General features: G+C 73.5%; 16 protein-coding genes. 9 read left to right on the top strand and 7 right to left on the bottom strand.

What is annotated here, in order from left to right:
• Positions 1-105: 105 nt before the first annotated feature.
• Positions 106-477, top strand: a complete 372-nt coding sequence (locus ACWEQL_RS32785; RefSeq protein ID WP_452154009.1) for an FxLYD domain-containing protein — start codon at positions 106-108, stop codon at positions 475-477.
• A gap of 302 nt (positions 478-779) precedes the next feature.
• Positions 780-2,588, top strand: coding sequence for a glycosyl hydrolase family 18 protein (locus tag ACWEQL_RS32780; RefSeq protein ID WP_452154008.1), 1,809 nt, complete (start codon positions 780-782; stop codon positions 2,586-2,588).
• 111 nt (positions 2,589-2,699) lie between these two features.
• Here the strand turns inward: ACWEQL_RS32780 and ACWEQL_RS32775 are convergent, their stop codons facing one another.
• Both ACWEQL_RS32775 and ACWEQL_RS32770 read right to left on the bottom strand, forming a co-directional pair.
• Positions 2,700-3,188 (bottom strand): hypothetical protein, encoded by a 489-nt coding sequence (locus tag ACWEQL_RS32775; protein ID WP_452154007.1) that lies wholly within the window; start codon positions 3,186-3,188, stop codon positions 2,700-2,702.
• A gap of 95 nt (positions 3,189-3,283) precedes the next feature.
• Positions 3,284-3,844, bottom strand: a complete 561-nt coding sequence (locus tag ACWEQL_RS32770) for a MarR family winged helix-turn-helix transcriptional regulator (RefSeq protein ID WP_452154006.1) — start codon at positions 3,842-3,844, stop codon at positions 3,284-3,286.
• A 163-nt stretch (positions 3,845-4,007) separates the two neighbouring features.
• Between ACWEQL_RS32770 and ACWEQL_RS32765 the strand changes: the two genes are divergently transcribed.
• The 4 genes from ACWEQL_RS32765 (at position 4,008) to ACWEQL_RS32750 (ending at position 8,712) form a co-directional block, all read left to right on the top strand.
• Positions 4,008-5,315, top strand: a complete 1,308-nt coding sequence (locus tag ACWEQL_RS32765) for an MFS transporter (protein WP_452154005.1) — start codon at positions 4,008-4,010, stop codon at positions 5,313-5,315.
• A gap of 182 nt (positions 5,316-5,497) precedes the next feature.
• Positions 5,498-7,054: a dolichyl-phosphate-mannose--protein mannosyltransferase gene (locus ACWEQL_RS32760; protein WP_452154004.1), complete on the top strand. Its 1,557-nt coding sequence runs from the start codon at positions 5,498-5,500 to the stop codon at positions 7,052-7,054.
• Positions 7,055-7,058: 4 nt separating this feature from the next.
• Positions 7,059-7,913, top strand: coding sequence for an ABC transporter permease (locus ACWEQL_RS32755; protein WP_452154003.1), 855 nt, complete (start codon positions 7,059-7,061; stop codon positions 7,911-7,913).
• A gap of 211 nt (positions 7,914-8,124) precedes the next feature.
• Positions 8,125-8,712 (top strand): TMEM165/GDT1 family protein, encoded by a 588-nt coding sequence (locus ACWEQL_RS32750; RefSeq protein WP_452154010.1) that lies wholly within the window; start codon positions 8,125-8,127, stop codon positions 8,710-8,712.
• Between the two features lie 135 nt (positions 8,713-8,847).
• Here the strand turns inward: ACWEQL_RS32750 and ACWEQL_RS32745 are convergent, their stop codons facing one another.
• On the bottom strand, positions 8,848-9,984 hold the full coding sequence (locus ACWEQL_RS32745; protein WP_452154002.1) for a peptidoglycan-binding protein: 1,137 nt from the start codon (positions 9,982-9,984) through the stop codon (positions 8,848-8,850).
• A gap of 505 nt (positions 9,985-10,489) precedes the next feature.
• Here ACWEQL_RS32745 and ACWEQL_RS32740 point away from each other — a divergent pair.
• Positions 10,490-12,562 (top strand): MFS transporter, encoded by a 2,073-nt coding sequence (locus ACWEQL_RS32740; protein WP_452154001.1) that lies wholly within the window; start codon positions 10,490-10,492, stop codon positions 12,560-12,562.
• A gap of 71 nt (positions 12,563-12,633) precedes the next feature.
• Here the strand turns inward: ACWEQL_RS32740 and ACWEQL_RS32735 are convergent, their stop codons facing one another.
• Entirely contained in the window at positions 12,634-13,164 is a 531-nt protein-coding gene (locus ACWEQL_RS32735) for a MarR family winged helix-turn-helix transcriptional regulator (protein ID WP_452154000.1), read from the bottom strand.
• Between the two features lie 83 nt (positions 13,165-13,247).
• Here ACWEQL_RS32735 and ACWEQL_RS32730 point away from each other — a divergent pair, with 83 nt between their 5' ends.
• Both ACWEQL_RS32730 and ACWEQL_RS32725 read left to right on the top strand, forming a co-directional pair.
• Complete coding sequence (locus ACWEQL_RS32730; RefSeq protein WP_452153999.1) at positions 13,248-13,646, top strand: cupin domain-containing protein; 399 nt, start codon at positions 13,248-13,250, stop codon at positions 13,644-13,646.
• 115 nt (positions 13,647-13,761) lie between these two features.
• A complete protein-coding gene (locus ACWEQL_RS32725) occupies positions 13,762-14,094 on the top strand; it encodes an antibiotic biosynthesis monooxygenase family protein (protein WP_452153998.1) in 333 nt (110 codons plus the stop codon).
• Between the two features lie 70 nt (positions 14,095-14,164).
• On the opposite strand, the gene ACWEQL_RS32720 is transcribed toward ACWEQL_RS32725, so the two are convergent.
• From ACWEQL_RS32720 to ACWEQL_RS32710, 3 genes are read right to left on the bottom strand one after another with little or no spacing between them, the layout of a single operon-like run.
• The gene (locus ACWEQL_RS32720) at positions 14,165-15,031 is read right to left on the bottom strand and encodes an ECF transporter S component (RefSeq protein ID WP_452153997.1); all 867 of its coding nucleotides are present in this window, start codon (positions 15,029-15,031) and stop codon (positions 14,165-14,167) included.
• Positions 15,028-16,761 (bottom strand): ABC transporter ATP-binding protein, encoded by a 1,734-nt coding sequence (locus ACWEQL_RS32715; protein WP_452153996.1) that lies wholly within the window; start codon positions 16,759-16,761, stop codon positions 15,028-15,030. The genes ACWEQL_RS32720 and ACWEQL_RS32715 overlap by 4 nt, the downstream gene beginning before the upstream one ends.
• Positions 16,758-18,125, bottom strand: coding sequence for a CbiQ family ECF transporter T component (locus ACWEQL_RS32710; protein ID WP_452153995.1), 1,368 nt, complete (start codon positions 18,123-18,125; stop codon positions 16,758-16,760). Before ACWEQL_RS32710 ends, ACWEQL_RS32715 begins: the two co-directional genes overlap by 4 nt.
• Between the last annotated feature and the right edge of the window lie 186 nt (positions 18,126-18,311).

Genomic DNA, 18,311 nt, shown 5'->3' with positions numbered 1-18,311 from the left:
CCATTTTTTACTCCTCCGCCCACCACCTATATCTACACCCCGCGTAATACACTCTTTCCCTACCCGCCGCTCTTCCGATCTGCCGCCGCGTCCGCCGGGGCCGCCGTGTCCTCGGCGCTGGCCTCGGCGGCGGGCGGGCTCTCCTCGGCGGCGGCCTCGGCGCAGGCCGCCGCCTCGTCCGCGATCGCGAGCATCAAGGGCGGGCTGGACGCCAAGGCCGATGTCACCCTGGGTGCGGTGGCGGCCTCCTCGGACGGCCGGGTGGAGGTCCCGCTGACCGTGCGGAACCCGGGGCAGCAGGCCTACAAGTACGGCGTCCAGGTCAACTTCACCGACGCCTCCGGCAATCTGCTGGACGCCGTGGTGGTGAACGTCCCGGAGGTGGCCGCCGGGCAGTCCGCGCAGGCCACCGCGCAGTCCAACCGCGCCCTGTCGGGCGAGGTCAAGGCCGTGGTGGCCAACGCGGTGCGCTACTGAGATGCAGGTCAGGGCGGTTGTGGCAGGTTCAGGGGAACCTTAACGGCGGCTCAAGGCCCAACATCACCCCTTGACGGGGGAGTTGGTCTAGTCCATTTTAATCCCCAGGTGCAGGGAGCCCCTGAGCCGGCGTCAGTGGTCAACGCCACTGGCGCCGGTTCGGCGCATCCCGGCGTCCGTCACAGGCATGTTCCCGCTCGATTCCCTCCCCCAAGTTCCTGTCATGCCCAGGTCGCGTGGCCCCACCCACGCGAGTCCGCCCGGGCCGCGGAACCCCCCCACAACCAGGAGTCACGCACCCCATGCTGCGTTCAGTCCCCGCGCAGGCCCAGCGGCCCGCCACGCGGCGGCGCCCGAAGAGCCTGACCGCGCTCGCGGCCGGCACGGCCGCCTCGCTGCTGCTCGGCGCCGGCCTCGCGCTCACCGGCGGCGGCTCGGCCAACGCCGCCGTCACCAACACCACCGGCGCCCCGGCGACCAGCGGTGGCATCAAGGTCGCCTACTTCGACCAGTGGTCGATCTACGGCAACGCCTACTACGCGAAGACCATCCAGGACACCGGCGTCGCCGGCAAGCTGGACTACCTGATCTACTCCTTCGCGAACATCCACCCGACCAACCTCTCCTGTTTCCAGGCCACCAAGGCCGCGAGCCAGGACGAGAACAACCCCAACGCGGGTGACGGTGCGGGCGACGCGTTCGCCGACTACCAGAAGAGCTTCGGCCCGGACATCTCGGTCGACGGCGTCGGCGACGCCTGGGGCCAGCCGATCGCGGGCAACTTCAACCAGCTGAAGAAGCTGAAGGCGAAGAACCCGAACCTCAAGATCCTGATCTCGCTGGGCGGTTGGACCTACTCCAAGTACTTCTCCGCGGCGGCGGCCACCGACGCCTCGCGCAAGAAGCTGGTCTCCTCCTGCATCGACATGTTCATCAAGGGCAACCTGCCGGTCGACGCCGGTTACGGCGGCCAGGGCTCGGCGGCCGGCATCTTCGACGGCATCGACATCGACTGGGAGTACCCGGGCGGCGGCGGCCACACCGGCAACATCGAGAGCCCGAACGACAAGCAGAACTTCACCCTGCTGCTGAAGGAGCTGCGCGAGCAGCTCGACGCGCAGGGCGCGGCCGACAAGAAGCAGTACTACACCGCCGCGGCGGTCGGTGCCGGCCAGGACAAGATCAAGAATGTCGAGACCGACAAGATCGGTCAGTACCTGTCGTTCCTCGACATCATGACCTACGACATGCACGGTGGCTGGGACGCCAAGGGCCCGACGAACCACCAGGCCCCGATCTACTCCGGCCCCAACGACCCGATGACCCCGGTCAAGCCGGGCACCGGCAAGTATTCGGTGGACTCGGCGATCAAGGCCTACACGGTCGGTGACGCGGAGTACGGCATCCCGGGCGGCTTCCCCGCGAAGAAGATCAACGTGGGTGTCCCGTTCTACTACCGCGGCTGGACCGGTGTGGCCGACAACGGCAAGCACGGCCTGTTCCAGCCGGCCACCGCTCCGGCCACCGGCGCGGCCATGTCCGGCAACGTGCCCGGCATCCAGATGTACAAGGAGCTCGCGGGCTTCGTCGACAACCCGTCCAAGACCTTCTGGGACGAGACGGCGCAGGCCACGTACTTCTACGACGGCACCACCTTCTGGACCGGTGAGGACGCCCGCTCGATCCAGGCCAAGCTGGACTACGCCCACTGCAACGGCCTCGGCGGCTCCTTCGCCTTCTCCCTGTACGACCTGGGCACCAAGACCGCCCTGTTCGACAAGATGGTCGAGGCCACCAACGGCTCCGCCGCGTCCTGCCCGGCCGCCCCGCAGCCGACCCAGACCGCCACGGTGACCCCGACCCCGACCGCCACGGCGACGGCCACCGCCACCGCGACGGCCACCGCGACCGCGACCGCCACGGCGACCGCCACCAGCACCACCCCGGCCGGCTGCGCCGGTGCCCCGAGCTGGAACTCCGGCACGGTGTACGCGTCCCCGACCAAGGTCTCCTGGAAGGGCCACTACTACACCAACAAGTGGTGGACCACCGGCGAGGACCCCACCACCACCGGCCAGTGGGGCGTCTGGACCGACAACGGCCCCTGCTGACGCGCCACTGAGCGGCTGAGGGCCTGACGGACCCTCGCACCGAGAACGCGGGCGGCCCCGGACGAGCATGGATCTCGTCCGGGGCCGCCCGTCGCTCGTTCCGCCGGTGGATCAGCCCTTGGCGTAGGTGACCGTGATGGTCGTGGGTGTGCTGCTGATCATCAGGTTGACGTCGCCCTTCTCGGCCGCGCCGGCGGCGCCGGCGCCGATGAAGTCGTAGCCGGCCGCGGTGAGGGCCTTGCCGTAGGCGGCGAGGCCGGCGACGGCGTCGGGCACCTCGAAGGTCATGATGTAGGCGCCGGGCACGCCGTTGACCGAGGCGATCTTGCCGCTCGGCAGCGGGAGGTCGGCCGGCAGGTCGGCGGGCTTGGTGGTGCCGCCGGTGACGACGCCGGGCACGTTGGTCGGCAGGCCGCTCGGGATCGGCAGTGCCGGCTTGGTGGCGGCCGGGGTGGCCGGCGCGGAGGCGGCGGCGCTGGTGACCGCGGCCGAGGTGGGGGCAGCGGCGGCGGCCGGCTTGTCGTCCCCGCCGCAGGCGGTCAGGCCGAGCCCGGCGATGGCGACGGCGGCGAGGGCGACGGTGGTGCGCTTGAGCGACATGAACGGCCAATCAATGCGATGAGATACACGATTTCTGACGGAGAGAAGAGTGGCACACTCCGCCGACACCGGGTATCCCCTTTTCCCGCGCGGGTTCAGGCCAGGTCGTCGGTCCGTCCCAAGGCGTCCGGCTGGGACTGCTCGATTCGGCGCAGCATCCGGGCGAGCAGCCCGGAGAGCACCGTCCGCTCCTCGCCGGCCAGGTCCTGGAGGAGCTCCTCCTCGAAGACGGCGGCCATCCGCATCGACTCCAGCCACTTGTCGCGGCCGTTCTCGGTCAACTCGATGATCACGCGCACCCGGTTGGTCTCGTCGCGCTCCCGGGTGACCAGGTCCTCGGCGACCATCCGGTCGATCCGGTGGGTCATCGCGGCGGGGGTGAGCCCGAGTCGCTTGGCCAGTTCTCCGGGCCCCAGCCGGTACGGGCTGCCCGCGACGACCAGCGCCTTGAGGACCTCCCACTCGGCCGACGTGATTCCGAGCACAGTCAGCTGCCGCCCGTACGCGACGCCCATCCGCCGGGCCACCCGGGACAGGGTCTGCACGATGGTCTCCACCTGGGGGTCCACCGTGGGGAATTCCCGCTGGTAGACGGCCACCTGCTCGGCGACCCCCAGCTCGCCGGCGGTGGCCGGCTCCGGCTTCTCAGCACTCATGGGCACCAGTGTCGCACGAGGGGTGCACTCCTTAAGCCTTTGACTCCACACTCTTCCGATGCTAAGACTTTAGCATCAAAGTTTAGCTCTGAAATCTTCTGGTCTTAAGAGTATCCAGCGAAACTGGTGAAGACCGGACGGAACTCCTGAAGGGGTGTGCACGGTGACCGGCACGGTGAAGCAGCAGAGGCAGCAGCGTCGCGGGGCGGGCGGCCCGCTGCGCCGCGTCCAGATCGGCAACGCGCTCAGCGCGTTCGGCAGCGGGTTCACGATGCCGTACATGTTCGTGTACGTGGACCAGGTGCGGGGGCTGGGCTCGCTGGCCGCCGGGATGGTGTTCACCGTCTTCGCGCTGGCCGCGCTCGCCGTCCTCCCGTTCACCGGCCGCGGCATCGACCGGTACGGCCCGCGCCCGGTGCTGCTGGCCGGCTCGGCGCTCGCCGCCACCGGCGCGTTCGCCTTCGGCCACGCCACCGGCACCCCGGCCCTGCTGGTCTCCTCCTTCCTGTTCGGCGCGGGCGTCACCACCTGCCAGCCGGCGCTCGCCACGATGATCGTCCGCTGCTCCACCGCGGCGACCCGGGCGCACGCCTTCGCGCTGCAGTTCACCCTGGTCAACCTGGGCATGGGCATCGGCGCGCTGGTCGGTGGCCAGATCGTGGACGTCGCCGACCCGGCCAGCCTCACCCGGCTGTTCACCATCGAGGCGGCGACCTTCCTGGGCCTGGCCCTGGTCACCGGCGGCGCGCGCATCCCGAACGCCGCCCCGGCGCTCGTCCGGGAGCGGCCCGACGGCCCCACCGGCCTGCGCGCGCTGCTCGCCGACAAGGCCATGCTGCGGCTCAGCCTGCTCGCCGGCCTGATCTTCTTCACCTGCTACGGCCAGTTCGAGTCCGGGGTCGCGGCCTTCGCCACCGACACCGTCGGCACCGCGCCCTCCACCCTGGGCATGGCGATCGGCGCCAACGCGCTGACCATCGTGGTGCTGCAGATGTTCATGGTGCGGATCACCGCCCGCCGCCGGCGCACCACCGCGATGGCCGCCGCCGGCGTGGTCTGGCTCGGCGCCTGGACGATGGCCCTGGTCGCCGGCCTGATCCGGACCGAGACCATGGCCGCCACGGTCGCGATCGTCTCGATCTACGCCCTGTTCGGCGTCGGCGAGTCCCTGCTCGCCCCGACCCTGGGCCCGATCGTCGCCGACCTCGCCCCCGCCCGGCTGCTCGGCACCTACAACGCCGGCTACGCGCTGGTGAAGCAGATCGCCATCGCGGTCGGCCCCGCCGTCGGCGTGCTGCTGGTCGGCTCCGGCACCTGGCCGCTGTACCTGGCGGCGATGGCCGGCTGCACCCTGCTGATCGTCACCCTGGCGATCCGGCTGCGCGGCCACCTGACGCCCGCCCAGGACAACGTCCGCACCACCGTGGTCCGCCCGCTGCCCGTCGTACGGGAGCTGCAGACCGCCGCCTGACCGGCGCCCGACCGCCGCACCGCCCGGCCGCCGTCCGACCGGCGTACGGCCCGTCCGACCGGCCGCCCGACGGGGCCGCCCCGGCCACCGCCCGGGGCGGCCCCGTCGCGCTTGGTTTCCCGACGGCGGCCGCATAGTGTCGGTCGCCGGCGACCAGACCAGCGGGCGGAACGACGAGGGACATGACGCAGGCGCAAGTCACGCACCACCAGACTCCGGCACCGGCGGCCCCCTCGGCCCCCCGCAGACCCGCGGCGGTGGCCTGGGCCGCACGCCACGCCGGCTGGCTGGGTCCGATCGCGGTGGCGCTCTTCGCCGGCCTGCTCAGGTTCTGGGACCTCGGCCACCCGAACGCCTTCGTCTTCGACGAGACGTACTACCCCAAGGACGCCTGGTCGTTGCTCGAACAGGGCTACGAGGGCACCTGGGCGGACTCCGCCAACACCGACGTCCTGGCCGACCCGCAGGTGATCCCGCTGACCGCGGCGCCCGAGTTCGTCGCCCACCCGCCGCTCGGCAAGTGGGTCATCGCCCTCGGCGAGCAGCTGTTCGGCCTCAACCCCTTCGGCTGGCGCTTCATGACCGCGCTGCTCGGCACCGTCACCGTGCTGATGCTGGCCCGGATCGGCCGCCGGCTGTTCGGCTCGACCCTGCTCGGCTGCACCGCCGCGCTGCTGATGGCCGTGGACGGCCTCCAGCTGGTGATGAGCCGGATCGGCCTGCTCGACGGTGTCCAGATGTTCTTCGTCCTCGCCGCCTTCGGCTGCCTGCTGATCGACCGCGACCACGCCCGGGCCCGCCTGGCCGCCGTCCGCCCCGACTACGGCGGCGACACCGTCCGCCTGGGCCTGCGCCCCTGGCGGATCGCGGCCGGCGTGGCGCTCGGCGCCGCCTGCGCCGTCAAGTGGAACGGCGCCACCGTGCTCGCCGCCCTCGGCGTGCTCACCGTCCTGTGGGACCAGTCCGGCCGCCGCTGGGCCGGTGCCCGCCGGCCCTGGCGCTCGATGCTGCGCCGCGACGCCGTGCCCGCCTTCCTCGCCATGGTCGGCAGCGCCCTGGTGGTGTACGTCGGCTCCTGGAGCGGCTGGCTCGCCTCCGACGGCGGCTACGGCCGGCACTGGGCCGACGGCCGGCCCGGCTGGGTACCCGCCCCGCTGCGCAGCCTCTGGCACTACCACTCGCAGATGTGGGACTTCAACACCGGCCTGTCCACCCCGCACACCTACCAGTCGAACCCCTTCAGCTGGCTGGTCCAGGGCCGCCCGGTCTCCATGTACTGGGAGCAGGTGCCGCAGGGGCAGCGCGGCTGCACCGACCAGGGCGGCTGCGCCGCGCAGATCCTGGGCCTGGGCACCCCCCTGCTCTGGTGGGCGGCCTGCTTCGCGCTGGTGTACCTGCTCTGGCGCTGGTTCTTCCGCCGGGACTGGCGCTCGGGCGCGGTGCTCTGCGCGGTCGCCGGGATCTACCTGCCCTGGTTCCAGTACCAGGAGCGGACGGTCTTCTCCTTCTACATGGTGGTGCTGGTCCCGTTCCTGTGCCTGGCCGTCGCCCAGATGCTCGGCGCGATGATCGGTCCCGAGGGGGTCACCCCCGAACGGCGCCGCTACGGCACGGCCGGGGCGGCGCTGATCGTGCTCGCGATCATGGGCTGCTTCGCCTTCTACCACCCGCTGTACACGGCGGAGGTGATCCCGATGACGGACTGGCAGGACCGGATGTGGTTCACCAGCTGGATCTGACCGGATGACGCCCGCGGCGCGGCCCGCCTCCCCGGTGCACCCGGCCTCCGCGGCCCCTGCCGCGTACCCGGCCTCCGCGGCGCAGCCGGTCGCGGCGGCCGACGGGCAGCTGCTGCCCGTCACCCCGCTGCTCGGGGTGGTCACCGCGCTGCTGCTGGCCGCCGCCGTGGCGGTCGCCGGTTGGGGCCTGCTCGGGCACGGCCGGGCGGTGCTGCGCGCCGGGCTGCGCGCCGTCGTCCAGCTGGCCGCGGTCGCGCTGGTGATCGCCTGGGTGGCCGGCTCGATCTGGACGTCCGCGCTGTTCGTCCTGGTGATGTTCGCGGTGGCGGTGCGGACGGCCGGGCGGCGGATCACCCCCGGGCCGGGCTGGCGCTGGGCGGCCGCCCCGATCGGCGCGGGCGTGCTGCCCGTCCTGGCCCTGCTGCTGGCGGTCGGACTCCTGCCGCCCCAGGGCCTCTCGCTGATCCCGGTGGCCGGCATCCTGATCGGCGGCGGCCTCACCGCCACCTCGCTGTCCGGCCGCCGGACCCTGGACGAGCTGCGCCAGCGGCACGGCGAGGTGGAGGCGGCCCTGGCCCTCGGCATGGAGCCGCGCGACGCCCGGCTGGAGATCTGCCGGACGGCCGCCGCGACCTCCCTGGTGCCCGCGCTCGACCAGACCCGTACGGTCGGCCTGGTCACGTTGCCCGGCGCGTTCGTCGGGATGCTCCTCGGCGGCGCCACCCCGGTGCAGGCGGGCGCGGTGCAGCTGTTCGTGCTGGTCGGGTTGCTGGCCGTACAGGCGGTGGCGATCGTGGTGGTGCTGGAGCTGGTCGGCCGGGGGCTGGTCGTGCCGGAGCCGCTGCCGGCCATCGGGTAGGCTGGAGGGCGTTGAAGGGGAGTAGCCCTCCACCGGACCGTCGACATACTGGCCCCCAGGGGCCCGGCGCCCGGGGCACCGCGTGATCCGGCGGTGCCGGCGAGACCTTCGGCCGCAGTGCTGTGAACCATGACCAGTGCTGTCGGGCCGAGGCGTCCCCTGACGGAGCTGCGCACACGGTCCGGCGGCCCGATCAGAGGACCGGAAACCCCTGATGAGCCTGACCGTCGCCGCGATCACCTTCGGCATCGTCTTCCTGGCCGAACTGCCGGACAAGACCGCCCTGGCCAGCCTGATGCTCGGCGCCCGCTACCGCGCCTCCTACGTCTTCGCCGGCATCGCCGCCGCCTTCGCCCTCCAGGTGGGCATCGCCCTGGTCGCCGGCCACCTGCTCGCCCTGCTGCCGCAGCGCTGGGTGGAGGGCGTCACCGGGGTGCTGTTCCTGGCCGGCGCGGCGATGCTGCTGTTCCACGGCGGCGGGGACGAGGAGGGGCACGCCGCCAAGGAGCCCTCGTCCAGCGGCTTCTGGAAGGTCGCCGGGGCCAGCTTCGTGGTCGTCGCGGTCGCCGAGTTCGGCGACCTGACCCAGATCATGACCGCCAACCTGGCCGCCAAGTACGCGGACCCGCTGGCCGTGGGCCTGGGCGCCTGGCTGGCCCTGTGCTCCGTCGCCGGGATCGCCATCCTGGGCGGGCAGAAGCTGCTCAAGCACGTGCCGATGAAGATGATCATCCGGGTGGCCGCGAGCGTGATGGTGCTGATGGCCGGGGTCAGCATCTACCAGGCGATCACGGGCTGACCCGTCCCGAACCCCCGTACCGCCCCTCCCTGCCCGAACGGCCCTGGACTCCGGGGCCGTTCCGCGTTCCTCGGGCCGTTCCGTGTTTCCGGGGCCGTTCCGCGTACGGGAGGCCGGCGGGCCGGCGGGCCGGGTTCAGCAGCCGGTGCGCTTGTCCAGGGCGGCCTTGGTGTTGGGGCCGAACTCGCCCTTCTTGTCGCCCTGGACGCCCTGCACCACCTGGAAGTACCGCACCGCGTCATAGGTGTCGTCGTCGAAGCGGCCGGACTCCGGGACGTCCATCCAGCACAGCACCACGCCGAGCTTCTGCTGCATCGCCAGTACGTCCGTGCCGCTCATCCCGACCTTCAGCGTCCGGAAGGACGCCGTCGGCGTCGGGGTGGCGGTCGGCGGCGTGCTGGCCGTCGGTGACGGCGCGGTCGGCGTCGGGCTCGGGGCGGGCTGCGCCGCCGTGGTGGCCACCGGCGTCGGGGCGGCCGTCCGGGTGGGGCTCGGCTTCGCGGTCCTGGTCGGTGACGCGCTCGGCGACTCGGGGGTGGACGGCGCCGCGCTCGGGCTCGGCGGCGTGCTCGGGTCGGTCGGCGCGGGCGCCAGGCTCACCGACGGCACGGGCTGCGCCCGCCGGTCGTCGTCCCCGGCACCCGAGGGGGTCACCGCGTACGCCAGCCCGACGGTGAGCGCCAGCAGCCCGGCGCCGGCCACCGCGACCACGCCCTTGCGTCCGGCGAGCGGGCCCGTCCCGGCCGCCCGGCGCGAGGCCCGGCCGCCCGGGCCCTCGGGCGCGTCCTCGTGGAAGGGGAAGAAGCCGAGCTCCTCGCCCTCCTGCGGCTCCCCGTCGGGGTGGCCGTCGTACGGCGCGGCCCCGGGAGCGCCGTACGGCGGCATCGGCGGCTGCGCCATGGCCGCCTGCGACATCGACGGCTGGGGTGCTTGGCGCGGGGCGCCGTACGCGGGGCCGGGTGCCGGGTACACCGGGGGCAGCACGGTGGTGGCGAAGGCGTCCGCGTCCGGTCCCGGAGGGGCGGGCGGCGCCTGCGGGGGCATCGGCCCGCTCATCGGCGTCACCATGGGCGCCGCCATCGGGCCGTTCACCGGGCCGTTCATCTGCCCGTTCATCGACGGGGTGGCGGCCTGCGGGGCGTACCCGGCGGGCGGCAGCACCTCGGTGCCGAACGGGTCCACCGGCGGCGGGGTCACCGGCCCGGTCGGCACCTGCCCGGCGGCCTGCACGTACGGGCGCACCAGCGGCGGGCCCTCGATGTGTGGCAGCACGGCGGTCTCGGTGACGTCCGGTCCGGTGGCGGGGCCGCCGTGAGGAGCGCGGTGGTGATCCGGGAGGCACCGGCACCCAACGGTGCGTGCGGCGCCGCACGTCGGGCAGTGCTGGTCCGGCATCGGCCGGTCCTCCTCGGATTCGGGTACGGCGGGTCAGGTGCTGCTCCGGGTGCCGCGGAAGCCGCGGCGCGGGGTCGGTCGCCCGCACGGGTCCGCGTGCCCTACCCGTGGGTTTCGGCGGCGAACGCGCCTGATTATGCAGCACGTTCCTCAAGGGAGACAGGGGCCTCCGGTCCCGGTTGGGCCGGTTGTGCCGGTTGGTGGTGGTTGGCTCCTGATGAACGGTCGGTGGGGAGGGGATGTCCCGGTGATGGCGGGTCTCCTTACGTTCGGCGCAACTGAATGCCTCATATCCGACCATTTCTGACAACATGGTGAGTTGGGAGTGATCATCCGCACGGATCCCCGGCCGGCCCGGGGCCCGACACCTCACGGAGACGCCATGACGGATCCGACGGCCGAGTCCGGGCGGGCGCCGGCGGCCGAGCCCGGCCCGCCGGAGGTCACCGTCCCCAAGCTCTGGCTGCCGATCGGCGCACTGCTGCTGGCGATGCTGCTCGCCGCGCTCGACCAGACCATCGTCTCGACCGCGCTGCCGACCATCGTCAGCGAACTCGGCGGCCTGGAACACCTCTCCTGGGTGGTCACCGCCTACATGCTGGCCTCCACCGCGGCCACCCCGCTGTGGGGCAAGCTCGGCGACATGTACGGCCGGAAGGTCTTCTTCCAGGCCTCCATCGTGATCTTCCTGCTCGGCTCGGTGCTCTGCGGACTCGCCCAGAACATGGGCGAGCTGATCGCCTTCCGCGCGATCCAGGGCCTGGGCGGCGGCGGCCTGATGGTGCTCTCCCAGGCGATCGTCGGGGACCTCGTCCCACCGCGCGACCGCGGCAAGTACCAGGGCCTGTTCGGCGCGGTCTTCGGCGTCACCAGCGTGCTCGGGCCGCTGCTCGGCGGAGTGTTCGTGGACAACCTGAGCTGGCGCTGGGTCTTCTACATCAACCTGCCGATCGGCGTCGTCGCCCTCGCGGTGATCGCGGTCGTGCTCCCCGGCGCCGGGGCCCGGCGCGCGCACCGGATCGACTACCCGGGCACCTTCCTGATCGCCGCCGTGGCCACCTGCCTGGTGCTCATGACCTCGCTCGGCGGCGTCACCTGGGCCTGGGGCTCCTGGCAGATCATCGGACTCGGCGTCCTGGGCGCGGTGCTGCTGGTCGCCTTCGTGCTGGTCGAGCGCACCGCCGCCGAACCGGTTCTGCCGCTGAAGCTGTTCCGCTCCCGGACCTTCACCCTGGTCGCCGTCATCTCCTTCGTGGTCGGCTTCGCGATGTTCGGCGCGCTCACCTACCTGCCGACCTTCCTCCAGGTCGTCATGCAGGTCTCGCCGACCATGTCCGGCATCCACATGCTGCCGATGGTGCTCGGCATGCTGCTCACCTCGATCGGCTCCGGCCAGATCGTCGCCCGCACCGGCCACTACCGGATCTTCCCGATCCTCGGCACCGCCGTCACCACCCTCGGCCTGTGGCTGCTGTCCCTGATGGACGAGCACACCAGCACCTTCGTGATGAGCTGTTACTTCCTGGTCTTCGGCCTCGGCATCGGCCTGGTGATGCAGGTCCTGGTGCTGATCGTGCAGAACTCCGTCGGCTACCGGGACCTCGGCGTCGCCACCGCCGGTGCCACCTTCTTCCGCTCCATCGGAGCCTCCTTCGGCGTGTCCGTGTTCGGCACCGTCTTCGCGAGCGGACTGAAGGACCGCCTGGCCGCGGACCTCGCCGGCGTACCGCTGCCGCCCGGCTTCGACCCGGCCGCGGTCACCTCCGACCCGCGCGTCATCGGCACGCTGCCCCCCGACGTCCAGGCCGGCATCTACCAGGCGTACGCCGAGTCCATCACCCGGGTGTTCCTGTACGCGGTGCCGGTGGCCCTGGTCGCCTTCGTGCTCTCGCTGTTCCTGCGCGAGCAGAAGCTGCGCACCACCGTCACCGCCCCCGACCTCTCCGAGTCGATCGGCCTCAACCCCGTCGAGCGCTCCTCGCTGGACGAGATCGCCCGCGCGCTGTCCGTCCTCAGCAGCCGCGAGGCCCGGCGGGACCTGTTCCGGCGGATCACCGACTCCGCCGGGCTCGACCTCAAGCCCGCCTCCAGCTGGCTGCTGCTGCAGATCCACCATCAGGGCTGGGTGGAACCCGCCGAACTGGCCGAGCGCCGGATCGTCCCGGTCTCCGTCATCGAGGAGGCGGTCCGCGAGGTGGAGGGTCGGGGCCTCGCCCTGCGCTCCGGCGGCCTGCCCCTGCGCCTCACCGAACCCGGCGAGGAGGCCGCCCTGAAACTGGTCGCCGCCCGGCGCGGCCAGCTCGCCGACCTCCTCGGGGACTGGGACGAGAAGCAGTTCGCCGACCTGGCCGACCTGCTCACCCGGCTCAGCTCGACGCTCTGCGCCGACCTGCGCGACCGGCCCGACCGGGTCGGGCCGGAGCCTCCCCGGCAATGGGAGGGGCGGTCGTTCTGAGGGGCGGCCGTTCGGGGGCCTCTCCGGTTCGGGCCCGTCCGGTTCGGGCCCGTCCGGTTCGGGGGTGCGGGTCAGGGGCCGGTGAACCAGCGCGGGGTGTCCAGGCTCAGCAGCTCGCCCGGCGCCACCGCGCGCAGGTCCCGCTCCAGCTCGCGCAGCCGCTCCTCGCCGAGGACCGCCGCCCAGCGGGCGCGCAGCCGGTCGAACTCGTGGGCCGAGCGGGCCAGGACGTCCACACCGCGCGCGGTCAGGCGCACCACCTTGCGGCGGGCGTCGGCGGGATCGGTGCCGCGCTCGACGTAGCCGAGCCGTTCGAGCTGCTCGACGGTCTTGCCGGCGGCCTGCTTGGAGACGCCCAGGCGGCGGCCGAGCTCGACGGCGGTGGTGCCGTACGGGCCGATCGCCTGGAAGACGAACCCGTACATGGGCCGCATGTCCGGGTGGCCCTGGCGGGCGAGCTCGGTGTGCAACTCGTCGATGAGGGCGCGGAATCCGTTCAGGAGCAGCAGCGGCAGCTGGTAGCCGGGGGGCGGAGGTTCCGAGGGTGGCCCGGGGGGCGGCTGCGTGGGTGGCTCCGGCGGTCCGGGGAAGGCGCTTGACATGATGGACAACCTCATTGACTATGTCTGTCGTCGAACATCGACAACGATATTGTCCATTCTAGTCCGCCCAGGGGGAGCCGCACATGACCGCCGTCCGCAGGACCGTCGTCCGTGGTACCGAGAACCGCCGCACCGAGACGCCCAACGGGGTGATGACCACCCTCGCCACGCCCACCCAGGGCGGCGCCGCCTCGGCACTGTGGAAGGTCGAGATGCACCCGGGCTCCGTGGGCCCGCTGCACGCCTTCGACGTCGAGCAGATCTGGACCTTCCTGGAGGGGAGCGCGAGCGTCGAACTCGGCGACACCATCCACACCGTGGCCGCCGGTGACACCCTCGTCCTCCCGCCGGACGTGGCCCGCCGCCTCACCGCGGACGCCTCCGCCGGCTTCACCGCCGTCGTCTCCGCCCCCGCCGGGGCCCTTGTCCGCCGGGCCGACGACCCGGACACCGCCCCGTTCGTCCCGGCGTGGATCGCCTGACACCTCCGACCCACCCGTGGGCCGTCCCGGGCGTCGGATGTAGCAGACTGCTGCTGACTGACACGTGGAGAAGCCGGCGCCCGCGACCGGGCGCCGGCGGACGAGGAGGTACGCCATGTCCGTGGTGAAGATCAACGTGCTGACGGTGCCGGCCGAGCAGCGCGCGGAGCTGGAGAAGCGCTTCGCCTCGCGCGCCGGCGCGGTGGAGAACTCCGACGGCTTCGAGTGGTTCGAACTGCTGCGCCCGGTCGAGGGGACCGAGCAGTACCTCGTCTACACCCGCTGGCGCAGCGAGGAGGACTTCAAGGCGTGGATGGAGGGCCCGATGCAGGCGGCCCACCGCCAGGGCCCGCCGGCCGGCGAGGGCGAGGCGCCGAAGCGTCCGGCCGCCACCGGCTCCACGCTGTGGTCCTTCGAGGTCGTGCAGTCGGCGGGTCCGAAGGCCTGAGTCCGGCGCGGTTCGTGGGAAGGAGCGGGTGCCCGTGGGTTCGGGCACCCGCTCCGTCGCGTTCTCCGGCTCAGCCGTCGGTCTCCCGGTGCCCGGGTGGGTGGAAGGTGACGGGCGCGGCGAAGGCCGCCCGGCGGCCGGCCCGGCGCAGGGCGCGCAGCACCGGGGTGCCGAGGGTCAGGCACAGCACGACGGTGAGCGCGGCGCGAGGAAGGTCCCAGCCCAGCGAGGTGGCGAGGCAGTAGGCGACGAAGCGGACCAGGTTGGCCGGGAGGTCGTCGCCCGGCACGAAGGAGATCGAACCGGCGAGGCCCCCGATGTACGGCCAGCCCTGGAGGTTCATCACCGTGCCGTACGCGATCGAGGCCACCGCCCCGTACGCCGCGAGCAGCACCAGCTCACGCCGGCCGCGCAGCCGGGCCGCGCCCGGGAGCAGGCCGGCGCCCAGGCAGACCCAGCCCATCGCGAGCATCTGGAACGGCAGCCAGGGCCCGACCCCGCCGGTCAGCAGGGCCGAGGCGAACATCGACAGCGAACCCAGCACGAAGCCGAACCCCGGCCCGAGCACCCGGCCGGACAGCACCATCAGGAAGAACATCGGCTCCAGCCCCGCGGTACCCGCGCCCAGCGGGCGCAGCGCCGCCCCGGTGGCGGCCAGCACCCCGAGCAGGGCGACCGCCTTGGCGTCCAGGCCCGGCGCGCCCAGCTCCCCGGACCGGCCCTCGGAGATCTGCGCGATCACCACGGCCAGCAGGAGCGGGAGCAGCAGCGCGAACAGCCACGGCGCGTCCGTGGCGTGCCCGACCAGGGCCGAACGGGTGGAAGCGAGCAGCGGCCAGCCGAAGGCGGCCACGCCGACGGCGGAGGTCAGCGCGAGGACGGCGATCGAGCGGCGGCCCAGCGGGACGGGGCGGGCGAGTTCGGTCGTCCTCCTCATCGGCCGGCGCTTCCGTCCTGTGCGGTGCTGCCGCCCGGCCGCTCGGAGCTCCCGGCCAGCGCGTGCTCGACCTGGCGGACGGTGAGCCAGGGCGAGGGGGCGAGGATCTTGGCGACCTGCGGGGCGAAGGCGGGGGAGGAGACCACCACCTCCGGGGTGGGACCGTCCGCGACGATCTCGCCCTCCGCCAGGATCACCGTGCGGTGGGCGAGGTCCGCCGCCAGCTCGACGTCGTGGGTGGCGAGCAGGACGGCGTGCCCCTCGGCGGCGAGGGCGGTCAGGATCTCGCCGAGCCGGGCCTTGGCGGCGTAGTCCAGCCCGCGGGTGGGCTCGTCGAGCAGGATCAGTGGCGGACGCGCGGTGAGCACGACCGCCAGGGCGAGCGTGAGCCGCTGGCCCTCGGAGAGGTCGCGCGGGTGGGTGTCGTCCGAGAGGCCGGGCAGCAGCCGTTCGACGAGGGCGCGGCAGGTGCCCGGCTCGGCACCGGCCCCCGGGCCGGTATCGGCGTTCGCCTTGGCACCGGCGCCCGGGGCGGTCCCGGCGCTCGCGTCGGCGTCGGCGGCGGCGCACTCGGCGACCACGCTCTCCGCGTACAGCAGGTCGCGCGGATCCTGGGGGACCAGCCCGACCCGGCGGATCAGCTCGGCGGGGCGGGTGCGGTGCGGTGCGACGGCGGAGCCGGGCCCCCCGATCAGCACCCGGCCGGCGGCGGGCGCGTGCAGGCCGACCAGGCTGCCGAGCAGGGTGGACTTGCCGGCGCCGTTGCGTCCCATCAGGGCGGTGATCTCGCCGGGGCGGAGGGACAGGTCGACCCCGCGCAGCACCGGCGCGTGGCCGCGGCGGACCTCCAGCCGTTCGGCCACGGCGATCGGCTCGGCGGACGCGTCCGGGCGGGCGGCGGAGGGCACGCCGAGCTCGTCCAGGCGGGTGCGCAGCGGGGCGGCCTTGCGGCGGGCGTCGCGCACCGAGAGCGGCAGCGGCCGCCACCCGGCCAGCCGGCCGAGGCCGATCACCGGCGGGTGGACGGGGGAGTGCGCCATCACCTCGGCCGGCTCGCCCAGTACGGCCGGCCGGCCGGCGCCGGGCAGCAGCAGGACCTGGTCGGCGTACTGGACGACCCGCTCCAGCCGGTGCTCCGCCATCAGCACGGTGGTGCCGAGGTCGTGCACCAGGCGTTGGAGGACGGCGAGCACTTCCTCGGCGGCCCCGGGGTCGAGTGCCGAGGTGGGCTCGTCCAGCACCAGGACCCGCGGGTGGACGGTCAGCACCGAACCGATCGCGACCCGCTGCTGCTGCCCGCCGGACAGCGCGCCGAGCGGCCGGTCGCGCAGATCGGCCAGGCCCAGCAGGTCCAGGGTCTCCTCGACCCGGCGCCGCATCACCTCTGGGGGCAGGCCCAACGACTCCATGCCGTAGGCGAGTTCCTCCTCGACGGTGTCGGTGACGAAGTGCGCGCGCGGATCCTGGCCCACCGTGCCCACCACATCGGCGAGTTCACGCGGACGGTGTTCCCGGGTGTCCCGCCCGGCGACCGTGACCCGCCCGTGCAGCACCCCGCCGGTGAAGTGCGGGACCAGCCCGCTGACCGTACCCAGCAGGGTGGACTTGCCGGCGCCGGACGGGCCGACGAGCAGACAGAGCTCCCCCTCGGGGATCGTCAGGTCGAGGCCGCTCAGCGCGGGCGTGTCGGCGTCGGCGTACTGGACGGAGACCTGCTCGAAGGTGATCACGAGGACCTCCGGGTCGGGGGTTCGGTGCCGGTCGGGGTTTCGGTGCCGGTTTGGGGTTCGGTACTGGTCGGGGTTGGGGTGCTGGTCGGGGTTGGGGTTGTGGGGCTGGTCGGGGTTGGGGTGCTGGTCGGGGTTTCGATGCCGGTCGGGGTGGAGCGCTTGGTGGGGCCGCTTTTCGGGGCGCTGTTTCTCGGGGGGCCGCTTCGTGGAGGCTCGGGCGTGACGAAGGCGGGCAGCAGGCCGAGGAGCACGGAGAGGGCGGCGGCCAGCGGCACGGTGGGAACGGTCGGCGGCACGACGGTCGGGATGAAGGCCTCCGGGTCGCGGATCGTCAGCCAGCTCACCAGCGCCGCCACCGCGGCACCCGAACCGGCGGTCAGCCACTCGGGCAGCGCCCACGGATCCGGCCGGTAACGGGTCCGGACGGAACGCCGGCCGCCGAGCAGCAGCCCGGTGACGGCGGCGGCCAGGCCCAGTAGCAGGACGGGCAGTGCCCAGCCGGCGCCGCCCGCGGTCAGCAGGCCGTAGACGGCCAGGCAGACGCCGAGCAGACCGGCCAGGGTGAGGGCCGCGGTGGCCCGGGCGAACGGTGTCGGCACGTCCGCCCGCCGGCCGAAGCCACGGGTGTCCATCGCGGCGGCCAGCGCGATCGAACGCTCCAACGCACCCTCCAGCACCGGGATCCCGACGCTGAGCACCGCCGCGACGCCCCGGTCGCTCCGCCCGCGCAGACGGCGGGCGGCGCGCAGCCGCTGGACGTCGGCGATCAGGTTCGGCGCGAAGGTCATCGCCACGACCACCGCCACCCCCGCCTCGTAGAGGGCGCCGGGCAGCGTGCGCAGCAGCCGGGCCGGGCTGGCCAGCGCGTTCGCGGCGCCGACGCACACCAGCAGGGTGGCCAGCCGCAGCCCGTCGTACAGCGCGGCGAGCAAGCCCTCCAGGGTGACCCGGCCGCCGACCCGCACCCCCTGCGCCCAGGCGGGCAGCGGGAGCTCGGGGAGGGTGAGGACCACGTGCGTCCCGGGCACGGGCGAACCCAGGAACACCGCGAACACCAGCCGCAGCGCCAGCACCGCCAACCCCAGCCGCAGGAACGCCCCGTACGAGCGCGACCACGGTGCCTCGCCGCGCCGAGCCGCGACCACGTACCCGGCGACGGCGACCAGCAGCAGGAGCAGCAGCGGGTTGGTGGTCCGGGTGGCGGCCGCGCCCAGCCCGAGCGCCCACAGCCACCAGGCCCCGGGGTGGAGCTGCCGGGGGCCGGAGGCCGGGCGGGTGCGGGGGGTGCGCGGGTTGCGGGCCGCGCGGGGGGCGCGGGGCTCGTGGGGCTCGCGGGGGGTGCCGCTACGGGCGGAAGGGGGCACGGGTGAGGTCCAGGGTGCGAGGTCCGGGGGTGCGGGGTCTGGGGTGCGGGGTCTGGGGTGCGGGCGTGCGGGCGTGGGCGGATGGGTGGCCGGTTGCGGGGGCAGTAGCCGCGGGCCCCTCGGACCGGCGGGGGCGGGCGGGGGGGGGGGGGTGGGGGGGCGGGGGGGGGTGTTCAGGGCGCCCGG

Source organism: Kitasatospora sp. NPDC004240 (assembly GCF_053603215.1).
Note: the sequence above shows the minus strand (reverse complement) of the source record. Positions and strands in the feature narration are given on the sequence as shown.

Excerpts from the sequence above, each read along its gene's own strand:
- ACWEQL_RS32730 (WP_452153999.1), top strand. The coding sequence starts at position 13,248 with ATGACCGCCGTCCGCAGGACCGTCGTCCGTGGTACCGAGAACCGCCGC.
- ACWEQL_RS32720 (WP_452153997.1), bottom strand. The coding sequence starts at position 15,031 with ATGAGGAGGACGACCGAACTCGCCCGCCCCGTCCCGCTGGGCCGCCGC.
- ACWEQL_RS32755 (WP_452154003.1), top strand. The coding sequence starts at position 7,059 with ATGACGCCCGCGGCGCGGCCCGCCTCCCCGGTGCACCCGGCCTCCGCG.
- ACWEQL_RS32740 (WP_452154001.1), top strand. The coding sequence starts at position 10,490 with ATGACGGATCCGACGGCCGAGTCCGGGCGGGCGCCGGCGGCCGAGCCC.
- ACWEQL_RS32725 (WP_452153998.1), top strand. The coding sequence starts at position 13,762 with ATGTCCGTGGTGAAGATCAACGTGCTGACGGTGCCGGCCGAGCAGCGC.
- ACWEQL_RS32760 (WP_452154004.1), top strand. The coding sequence starts at position 5,498 with ATGACGCAGGCGCAAGTCACGCACCACCAGACTCCGGCACCGGCGGCC.
- ACWEQL_RS32780 (WP_452154008.1), top strand. The coding sequence starts at position 780 with ATGCTGCGTTCAGTCCCCGCGCAGGCCCAGCGGCCCGCCACGCGGCGG.
- ACWEQL_RS32775 (WP_452154007.1), bottom strand. The coding sequence starts at position 3,188 with ATGTCGCTCAAGCGCACCACCGTCGCCCTCGCCGCCGTCGCCATCGCC.
- ACWEQL_RS32735 (WP_452154000.1), bottom strand. The coding sequence starts at position 13,164 with ATGTCAAGCGCCTTCCCCGGACCGCCGGAGCCACCCACGCAGCCGCCC.
- ACWEQL_RS32770 (WP_452154006.1), bottom strand. The coding sequence starts at position 3,844 with ATGAGTGCTGAGAAGCCGGAGCCGGCCACCGCCGGCGAGCTGGGGGTC.